8 protein-coding genes are annotated in these 9431 nt (G+C 71.6%); 1 reads left to right on the top strand and 7 read right to left on the bottom strand.

Annotated elements, in window-relative coordinates; genetic code table 11:
- Both AC1D01_RS10850 and AC1D01_RS10855 read right to left on the bottom strand, forming a co-directional pair.
- On the bottom strand, positions 1 to 1147 hold a 1147-nt coding region (locus AC1D01_RS10850), incomplete at its 3' end, for a GGDEF domain-containing protein (RefSeq protein WP_477866044.1).
- Positions 1119 to 1877: a substrate-binding periplasmic protein gene (locus AC1D01_RS10855; protein WP_477866045.1), complete on the bottom strand. Its 759-nt coding sequence runs from the start codon at positions 1875 to 1877 to the stop codon at positions 1119 to 1121. The genes AC1D01_RS10855 and AC1D01_RS10850, both read right to left, overlap by 29 nt.
- A gap of 132 nt (positions 1878 to 2009) precedes the next feature.
- On the opposite strand from AC1D01_RS10855, the gene upp reads away from it, so the two are divergent.
- Positions 2010 to 2642, top strand: a complete 633-nt coding sequence (gene upp / locus AC1D01_RS10860) for a uracil phosphoribosyltransferase (protein WP_477866046.1) — start codon at positions 2010 to 2012, stop codon at positions 2640 to 2642.
- A gap of 20 nt (positions 2643 to 2662) precedes the next feature.
- Here the strand turns inward: upp and AC1D01_RS10865 are convergent, their stop codons facing one another.
- Genes AC1D01_RS10865 through AC1D01_RS10885 form a run of 5 tightly spaced genes read right to left on the bottom strand, consistent with a single transcriptional unit; the run spans position 2663 to position 9294 of the window.
- Positions 2663 to 4012, bottom strand: a complete 1350-nt coding sequence (locus tag AC1D01_RS10865) for a sensor histidine kinase (protein ID WP_477866047.1) — start codon at positions 4010 to 4012, stop codon at positions 2663 to 2665.
- 7 nt (positions 4013 to 4019) lie between these two features.
- Positions 4020 to 5357: a sigma-54-dependent transcriptional regulator gene (locus tag AC1D01_RS10870; protein WP_477866048.1), complete on the bottom strand. Its 1338-nt coding sequence runs from the start codon at positions 5355 to 5357 to the stop codon at positions 4020 to 4022.
- A 47-nt stretch (positions 5358 to 5404) separates the two neighbouring features.
- The gene (locus AC1D01_RS10875; protein ID WP_477866049.1) at positions 5405 to 6622 is read right to left on the bottom strand and encodes an ABC transporter permease; all 1218 of its coding nucleotides are present in this window, start codon (positions 6620 to 6622) and stop codon (positions 5405 to 5407) included.
- 28 nt (positions 6623 to 6650) lie between these two features.
- On the bottom strand, positions 6651 to 7955 hold the full coding sequence (locus tag AC1D01_RS10880; protein WP_477866050.1) for an ABC transporter permease: 1305 nt from the start codon (positions 7953 to 7955) through the stop codon (positions 6651 to 6653).
- 13 nt (positions 7956 to 7968) lie between these two features.
- The gene (locus AC1D01_RS10885; RefSeq protein ID WP_477866051.1) at positions 7969 to 9294 is read right to left on the bottom strand and encodes a TolC family outer membrane protein; all 1326 of its coding nucleotides are present in this window, start codon (positions 9292 to 9294) and stop codon (positions 7969 to 7971) included.
- Positions 9295 to 9431: the final 137 nt, after the last annotated feature.

Raw genomic sequence — 9431 nt, forward strand, 5'->3', positions numbered from 1 at the left:
GCCGCGGCCTGGCCGCGGCCTGCGCCTGCACCGCGTCGACCGCCGGCAGCAGCACCGCGAACTCCTCCCCGCCGATGCGCGCGGCCAGCTCGCCGGCACGGCCGAAGGTCTCGCGCAGCGTCTGCGCGATCAGGCGCAGGCAGTCGTCGCCCAGCGCATGGCCGTAGGTGTCGTTGTAGCGCTTGAAGAAATCCACGTCGCACAGCAGCACCGACAGCGGCTGGCCCAAACGCTGCGCGCGGCGGAACTCGATGTCCTTCACCTCGTCGAAATGGCGCCGGTTCGCGAGGCCCGTCAGCGGGTCGCTGCGCGACAACGCCTGCAGCTGCGCGTTGGCGGCGCGCAGCTCGGCGGTCTGCTCGTCGACCAGCTCGGCCAGCCGGTCGCGGTGGGCCGCGAGGTCGCTCTCGTCGCGGCGCTGGCGCGCCAGGTAGTCCGACAGGTTGCCCTGCAGCTGGTTGACGCCCGATTCGAGCAGGCTCAGCTCGTCGCGCCGGCCGGGCTTGCGCTCGAGGCGCAGCGTGCGGTCCAGCGTCTGCGGCGTCAGCTCATCGAGGTGGCGAGCGACGCGCCGCACGTGCACGGTGACGGTGCGGTTGAACACCCACATCACCAGGCCGGCCAGCAGCAGCGACTGGATCAGCTGGGTCAGCACGATGCCGGCCAGCTCGCCGCGCAGGCGCTCCCACAGCACGCGCTCGTCGCCTTCGAGCGTCAGCTCGCCGACGGTCTCGGCCGCGCCCGGATACGGCTCGTAGCTCAGCTTGCGGCGCAGCACCGGCGCGCGCTGCGACGGCTCGGCGCCCTCGCGGCGCTGCATCATCACCTCGGTGGTGCGGCCGTTCTGCAGCAGCCGCAGCTCGACGCGGCCGACCGGGCTCACCTGCGCGACGCCGCTCACATGGGTCTGCAGCGCGTCGCGGTCCATCTCCCAGATGGCCTTGGCGAGCGTGCGCTGGAAGACCTCGTCGATCAGCGTCAGCTCGGCGGTCATCGCCGCCAGGTTGCCCTGCCAGGCCGACCAGGTGCGCACCGCCACCGCCGCCCCCGTGAAGACGATGCCGAACAGCAGCGTCGCCAGCACCAGCTGGCGGCCGAGCGGGCTGTGCGGCCCGCCGTCAGAGCCACTTGCGCTGGAGGCTCTCATAGGTGCCGTTGCGGCGGATCGCGTCCAGCCCCTTGCGGAATCGCTCGACCAGCGCGTCCGGCGTCTTCAGGCTGAACGCCATGTCGAGCCCGCCTTCGCTGCCGAGGTCGGGCAGGGCGAGCGCACGCTGCAGGATGCGGGCGGGGTCGTCGCCGGCCTGGCGCACCAGGTAGATCGCGTTCAACTCGTTGGCGATCCACAGGTCGACGCGGCCGCCCTTCAGCTTCTCGTAGTTCAGCTCGTAGCGGTTGCTGGACTGCAGGTTCTGGCCGAGCTTGAAGCCCTTGTCGACCAGGTATTGTTCGCCGGCATCCTCGTTGACGGTGGCGGTCTGGTAGCGGCGCGCGTCGTCCAGCGTCTTCACCGGCAGCGTGCGGCCGCCGAGCGAGAACAGGTACCAGCGCGTCGGCGCGATCACCCCGACCCACTTGAAGCGTTTCTCGCGCTGCGGCGTGCGGGTGATCGAGTAGATCAGCACGTTCTCCTGGTTCAGCGCGATGTCGTAGGCGCGCGCCCAGGGCATCACCTGGATCGGCGTGTCGGCCAGGCCGGCCTCCTTCAGCACGGCCTGCACGACCTCGGTGCCGAGCCCGGTCACCTGGCCGTTCAGCGTCATGTTGTACGGCGGCAGTTCCTCGGTGACGATGCGCAGCGACTGCGCGGCCGCCAGCAGGGGCAGCATCCCGAGCAGGCAGCAGGCAAGACGGCGCGAGAAGGACGGAACGGACATGCGATGGGAATTCGGACGCAGCGACGACTGTCTTTCGACAGGGCCGGTGCGCGACTTGAGCGGCGCAGCGTGACGAAATGCTGGTTGCTTGCAACTGGAGCCGATATAACTGGCAAACCCCGAGGAGAGCCCATGACCGCACCCGTGCACCACGTCACCCACCCGCTGATCCAGCACAAGCTCACGCTGATGCGCCAGAAGGACCGCAGCACCAACAGTTTCCGGCGCCTGCTGAACGAGATCAGCATGCTGATGGCCTACGAGGTCACGCGCGACATGCCGACGCAGATGATCGAGATCGAGACGCCGCTCGAGACCATGCAGGCGCCGGTGATCGACGGCAAGAAGACGGTGTTCGTCAGCATCATGCGGGCCGGGGCCGGCTTCCTCGACGGCATGCTGAACGTGGTGCCGGGCGCGCGCATCGGCCACGTCGGGCTGTACCGCGACCCGAAGACGCTGGTGGCGGTGGAGTACTACTTCAAGATGCCGGCCAACATGCACGAGCGCGACGCGATCGTGCTCGACCCGATGCTGGCCACCGGCAACTCGGCGGTCGCGGCGGTCGACCGGCTGAAGGAGACGCGGCCGAAGTCGATCCGCTTCGTGTGCCTGCTGGCGGCGCCAGAGGGCCTGAAGCACTTCCAGTCGTCGCATCCGGACGTGCCGGTGTACGTGGCGGCGATCGACCGGCAGCTCGATGAGCACGGCTACATCGTGCCCGGCCTCGGCGATGCGGGGGATCGGTTGTTCGGCACCAAGTAGCCCGGGTGCCAACCCGGGGATCAACGGTCTGGCATCCCCGGATTGGCATCCGGGCTACGGGGAATGGTGATGGCCACGCGCAACCCGCCGTCCGGCCGGTTCGCCAGCGCGATCCGCCCGCCGTGCGCCTCGGCGATCTCGCGCGCCAGCGCCAGCCCGAGCCCGGTGCCGGCCCGCTTGGTCGAATAGAACGGCAACAGCGCCTGCGCGAGCACCGTGTCGCTCATGCCCGGGCCGCGATCGGCCACCTCGAAGCGGATCTCCGCCCCGGTGTCGGCGATCGACAGCGTGACCCCCTCGGCCGGCCCGCCGGCCTCGTGCGCGTTCTTCAGCAGGTTGATCAGCGCCTGCTCGACCTGCCCCGCATCGAATACCCCGTTCCGCGCCGGCGGCTCGCCGCTGCGCTCGAACGGGTACTGCGCCGTGAGCGCCGCCAGGAACGGCGCCCAGTCGACGCGCTCCGGCCGCGGCGCCGGCAGCTTCGCGAAGCGCGCGTAGCCGTCGAGGAAGCCGTGCAGGTGCCGCGAGCGCTCGCCGATGGTCGCGAACACCTCCTGCAGCCGCTGCGCATCGCCGCGCCGCGCCAGCTCGGCACCGCTGTGCGCGAGCGACGAGATCGGCGCCAGCGAGTTGTTCAGCTCGTGGCTGATGACGCGGATCACGCGTTTCCAGGTGGCGACCTCCTGGCGCGACAGCTCGCGCGTCATGCGCCGGAACAGCAGCAGCCGGTGCGGCCGGCCCTGCAGCCGGAACTGGCGCTGCGACAGGTGGAAGGTCTCGTCGCTGCCGTCCAGCGTGACGCTGAACAGCGCGTCGGTGCCCTCCTCGACCGCCCGCGCGAGCGCCGGCGGCAGCGTCGCGAGCAACGCGGCGAAATCGCTGCCCTCCAGGCTGCGGCCTTCGCCCAGCAGCTGGCGCGCGGCGATGTTGGCGTAGGCCACGCGCTGCCGCAGGTCGGTCAGCACCAGCGCGACCGGCGTGTTCTGCACCACGGTGTCGAGCAGCAGCTCGCGCTGCGCCAGGTGCTGGCGCTGGTCGCGCAGCGCATGGCCGAGCGTGTTGTGCTGCTGCACCAGCGCGCCGAGCTCGCCGCCGTGGTCGTCGCTGATCGAGACGCTGAAATCGCCGTCGCGGTAGCTGAGCACCGCGCTCTCCAGCGAGCGCAGCAGGCGCTTCAACGGCGCGACCAGCCGCGCCGAGCTCCACGCCGCCAGCAGCAGCGCGAATACGGCGGCCGCGCCGACCAGCAGCGCCGCGTGGCCGCCCCAGCGCGCCAGCGCCGCCAGCACCGCGGCATGCAGCGCCGCACCGGCCGCCAGCGCCGCGAGCAGCGCCAGCAGGAAGCGCGCGCGCAGGCTCAGCCAGCGCATGCCGGCCTCAGGCTGCGATCCCGTAGCGGTCCATGCGCCGGTACAGCGCCTGGCGCGACAGCCCGAGTGCCGCGGCGGCGCGGGCGACGACGCCGTCGGCCCGAGCCAGCGCCGCCACCACCGCGTCGCGGCTCGGTTCGCCGAGGTTGCGCGGCGCCGCGGTGAGCTCGGGCGCCGGCAGGCCCAGCAGTTCGGGCGTGATCGGCCCGCCGCGCGCCAGCAGCGCGGCGCGCTCGATCACGTTCTTGAGTTCGCGCACGTTGCCCGGCCACGCATGCCCGAGCAGCATCGCGCGCGCCGCATCGACCRGCCCCGGGCGGCCGGCGAGGAAGTGCTCGGCCAGCGGCAGCACGTCGTCGCGGCGCTGCGCGAGTGGCGGCACCGCGACCTCGATCACGTTGAGCCGGTAGTACAGGTCTTCGCGGAAGCGGCCATCCCGCACCATCATCTTCAGGTCGGCATTGGTCGCGCTGATCACGCGCACCCGCACGTGGCGCGTGCGCGTGGAGCCGACGCGCTCGAAGCGGCCGCTCTCCAGCACCCGCAGCAGCTTCACCTGGCCGGGCAGCGGCAGCGTGCCGATCTCGTCGAGGAACAGCGTGCCGTTGTCGGCCGCCTCGAAGCGGCCCTCGCGCGACTTGATCGCGCTGGTGTACGCGCCGGCGTCGGAACCGAACAGCTCGGTCTCGATCAGGTCGGCCGGCAGCGCGCCGCAGTTGACCGCGACGAATGCCCCGTCGCGCACCGCCGAGTTGACATGCACGGTGGTGGCGATGCGTTCCTTGCCGCTGCCGTTCGGCCCGGTGATCAGCACCGGGAGGTCGGAGCGCGCGACCTGGCAGGCCAGCTCCAGCGTGCGCTCCATCGCATCGGAGGCGTAGACGATGCCGGTCAGGTCGTGGCTCTGCGCGAGCGCGACGCGGCGGCGGCGGCGCTCGTCGCGCAGGCGGGCCACCTCGCGCGTCGACTCCGACAGTTCCAGCAGGTTCTCGACGGTGGCGAGCAGCTTCGCGTCGTCCCAGGGCTTGGCGAGGTAGTCGGCGGCGCCGGCCTTCACCAGCTCGACGGCGGCCTCGAGCCGCGTCCAGGCGGTCAGCAGGATCACCGGCAGGTCGGGCTGGCGCTCGCGGATCGCGCGGAACAGCGCCGCGCCCTCGGCGCCGGAGGTGGTGTCGGCGCTGAAGTTCATGTCCTGGATCACGACGTCGGCCGGGCGGCGGTCGAGCGAGGCCAGGCCCGCTTCGGGCGTCAGCGCGACCTCGGCCACGATGTCGTGCAGCGAGAGCAGCAGCGAGAGGGCCTGGCCGACTGCAGGGTTGTCGTCGATGATGAGGATGCGGCGCATGTCGCAAGCTTAGCGGGTGCGGCCGACGACCCGGATTGTCATCCGGGCTACGCCCCGCGCATCACCACCACCGGCGGCAGCGCCGCCGCGCGCCGCGCCGGGCCGAGCACCGCGACCTGGCCCAGCGCCCACAGCGTGACCGCGCCGATCGGCAGGCACACCCACGGCAGCGGCGGCAGCTCGTACAGGCTCATCAGCAGCCGGTTGATGCCGTAGGCCGCCGTCATGCCGATCGCGATGCCCATCGTCGTCAACAGGAAGTTCTCGGCCTGGAAGTAGCGCAGGATCTGCACCCGCGAGGCGCCGAGCGCGCGCCGCACGCCGATCATCCGCGTGCGCTGCTGCACCCAGAAGCTCGCGAGGCCGACGATGCCGAACGCGGTGACCACCAGCAGCGCGATGCACACCGCCACCAGCAGCGCCGCCATCCAGCGGTCCTGGCGGAAGTACTCGTGGCGCATGTCGTCGAAGGTCTCGCGCTCCATCACGATGCGCCGGYTGTCGACCGCCTGCAGCGCGGCGACCGCGTCCTTCAGCAGGCGGTCGCGCTGCGCCGCGTCGACGACACGCACCAGGTAGTTGCCGTCGTTGTACGAGGGCTGCACCGGCAGCAGCGTCAGGAACTCGCTGCGCGGGCCGTTGGGCTGCGGGATCGACATGCGCTCGACCACGCCGACCACGCGCATCGGCGAGGGGCCGAACACGTACAGAGACTTGCCGATCGCGCTGCCCTCGGGGAACAGGCGCGCCGCGGTGCCGCGGTCGAGGATCACCGCCGGCACCTTCGGCTCCTCGGCATCGAGGGCCGAGGCGGGCTGCACCTCCTCGGGCAGGAAGTCGCGGCCCTCGACCAGCTTCAGGCCGAACGTCGCGAGCGCGTTCTCGCCGACGAGGTACAGCGCCGCGGTGATGGTCGGCGACGTCTGCTCGAACGAGAGGCTGACGCCGCTGTCGGACGAGCCGTTGCCGAACGGCACGTGGTTGACGCTGGTGGCCGCCTTGACGCCGGGCAGGGCGCGCAGGGTCGCCAGGTCGCGCCGGGTCAGCGCCTCGGCGTTGTCGCGACGCGCGATGTCGTTGAGGCGGATGTGGAGCAGCTCGGCCTCGGCCAGGCCGGTGGGCGCCTGCATGCGCTCCAGCCGCTGGCCGATCAGGAACAGCGCGTTGCTGACGATCGCGCAGCTCAGCGCGACCTCGAGCACGATCAGCGCGGCAGCGGTCTTGTGGCGGCGCAGCGTCGACAGGATCGGTCGGAAGTCCATCATCGCGTTCTCCTTGGGTTCTGGCCGCTGTTCACTGCGACTTGAGCTGCAGCGCCGGCGTCACCTGGCAGGCACGCCAGGCCGGCAGCAGCCCGGCGGCGAGGCTGGCCACCAGTGCGAGCACGAGCGTGATCGCGAGCATCGGCGCATCGAGGTAGGCCAGCTGCGCATAGCTGGCCGGGTTCTGGCGCACGCCCCACAGCCCGAGCAGCGCGAGGCCGAGACCGAGCACGCCGCCGACGATGCCGATGCTGCCGGCCTCGACGAGGAACTGCCCGAAGATCGCGCCCCGGGAAGCGCCGAGCGCGCGCCGCACCGCGATCTCCGGTGCGCGGCGCATGCACTTGGCGAGCAGCAGCCCGACGGTGTTGGTCAGGCACACCAGCAGGAAGCCGAACGCGAGCCACAGCTGAAGGTGCACGTCGCCGGGCACGACGTGCTTGAACGACATGCGCTCGGTGACGTTGCGCAGGCGCACGTTGCTCGGCCGCTCGAAGCGGCCGGCGGCGCGCTGCTGCTCGGAGTAGTCGGTGAGGTACTGGCGCAGCGCCGGCGCGTCGGCCGCCGACGGCATCTGCACCCAGTACTGCAGCCAGGCGCAAGGGGCGTTCAGCGCGCGCGGATCGGGCGAGGTGCGGTTGCCCCAGCAGGTCAGGCTGCCGGCGATCGGCAGCCGGGCCTGCAGCGCGGTGGAGATCGGCGTGAACACCTGCTCGGTCTTCGCGAAGCGGCCGGCGTACAGGTCGTAGTAGTGCGGCACCGGGCGCCACGGCGCGAGCACGCCGACGATGCGCAGGTCGTGGTCGCCGGCACGCAGCATGCGGCCGGTGCTGTCGGCACCGTCGAACAGTTTCTGGTTCAGCTCGTGCGAGATGACGGCGACGCGCGCGCCGGCCGCGTCGTCGGCGGCACCCCAGCCGTGGCCGTAGCGCCACGGCGTCTCGAACATCGGGAAGAAGTCGGCGGTGGTGTAGCGGGCGCTCGCGAAGAACGCGGGGCGGTCGGCCTGCGCCGGTTGCACGGCGACCGAGCCGCCGGTCATCATCACCTGGCGTTCGCCGCGGTGTTCGCGCAGCAGGGCCTCGGCATCGAAGCGGGTCAGCTGCTCCAGCGGTTCGGCGCCGGGCGGCGCGGCGCCGCGTTCGTTGGCATCGAGCTGCACATAGAAGAGCCGGTCGCTCTTGCCGGGGATCGGGTCGCCGGAGAGCACGTGGAACACCGTCAGCGTGGTCATGCTGGCGCCGATGCCGAGCGCGATCGCGAGCACCATCAGCGCGGTCAGCGCGGGGCTGCGGCGGAAGCTGCGCAGCGCCAGGTCGAGGTGGTAGCCGAACATGGTGGGGGCGCTCCTATTTCAGCAGGGTGTTGACGGCGGCGAGGTCGGCCTCGGCGATGCGGCCGGCCGATTGCAGCAGCAGCAGGCGGCCGAGCACGAACTGGTGGCGCGCCTGCGAGTACGAGGCCTGCGCGGAGGCCTGGGTCTGGATCGCGAGCAGCAGGTCGGTCATCGTCTGGGTGCCGAGTTCGTGGCCGATGCGGGTGGAGGCGAGGGCGCGGCCGGCCGAATCGACCGCGGTGCGCGTGGCGCCGATGCGGCCGATGCCGGCGGCGATGCCGCGGTACTGCTCGAGCGTCTCGCGCGCGACGCGGCGGCGGCGCAGCTCGTAGTCGTCGCGCGCCGCATCCTGCTGGTGCAGCGCCTGGCGCAGTTGTGATTGCGTGGCGCCGCCGGCGAACAGCGGCACGTTGAGCACGAGGCCGACGCTCGCGACGTTGCGGCCGTCGGCGTTGCTGGCCGGCACCGGCCAGGCGGCGGCACGGCCGACGCCGAGGTTGGCGCTGAGCGTGGGCAGGTGGCCGGCCCGGGCGGCGGCGATGCCCTGCCCGGCGGCATCGACGACATGGCGCTGCGCCGACAAGCCGGGGTTGTGCAGCAGCGCCTCGTCGACCCAGGCCTGCGGATCGGCCGGCTCGGGCAAGGCCATCGGCAACTCGTCCTGCAGGCGGTTCAATGCCGGCGCGGGCTGGCCGGTGATCTCGGAGAGCGCCTCGCGCGCATCGTCACGTGCCTGGCGAGCATCGATGCTGGCCGCCTGCGCAGCCGCGTGATAGGCCCGCGCCTGTTCCACGTCGACCTGCGCCGACAGCCCATTGCGAAAGCGCTGGTCCGACTGCTCGACCTGCTGGCGGAACGCATCCTCGTTGGCCTCGACCTGGCGCACCGCGTCGTCGGCGGTGAGCACATCGAAATAGGCACGGGCGACGCGGGCGCACAAGGCCTGTTCGGCGGCGCGCACCAGGTCGTCCTGCGCCTCGGCCTGCGACTGCGCGACATGCAGCTGCGACAGGCGGGACACATCGACCAGCACCTGGTTCAGCGTGACGGAGGCGGTGCGGTTGCTGTTGCGTTCTGCGGCGTCGCCGGTCGGCTGCGAGCGATCGAATGCAAGGCCGGCGGATGCCTGCGGAAGCAACGGTGCCCGGGCCTGCACGACGCCCTCTCTTGCGATGCCGCGTTGAGCGTCTGCCGCTGACAGCACCGGATCGGCGCGGCGGGCCTGCTGGTAGATCTGCAGCAGGTCTTCCGCTTGTGCTGCCAGTGGTGCGACTGCCAGCAGGAATCCTGCGATCCAGCGGCGTATCGCGGCGGCTGGGGGTCTGGGCTGGGGGCTCATGCCGGGGCGGTCGGCGCCCGGGGGGCGCCGACTCCACGAAGAAGCTCGGCTTCGGGGGTGCATCGGCAAACTCCCGTCACTCACTTCGTTCGTTGTGGTCAAACACAGCCGATGAGTCAGTCTACGAAGCGCGCTGG

The organism is Rhizobacter sp. P3_B12 (assembly GCF_056402895.1).

Excerpts from the sequence above, each read along its gene's own strand:
- AC1D01_RS10855 (WP_477866045.1), bottom strand. The coding sequence starts at position 1,877 with ATGTCCGTTCCGTCCTTCTCGCGCCGTCTTGCCTGCTGCCTGCTCGGG.
- upp (WP_477866046.1), top strand. The coding sequence starts at position 2,010 with ATGACCGCACCCGTGCACCACGTCACCCACCCGCTGATCCAGCACAAG.
- AC1D01_RS10865 (WP_477866047.1), bottom strand. The coding sequence starts at position 4,012 with ATGCGCTGGCTGAGCCTGCGCGCGCGCTTCCTGCTGGCGCTGCTCGCG.
- AC1D01_RS10880 (WP_477866050.1), bottom strand. The coding sequence starts at position 7,955 with ATGTTCGGCTACCACCTCGACCTGGCGCTGCGCAGCTTCCGCCGCAGC.
- AC1D01_RS10885 (WP_477866051.1), bottom strand. The coding sequence starts at position 9,294 with ATGAGCCCCCAGCCCAGACCCCCAGCCGCCGCGATACGCCGCTGGATC.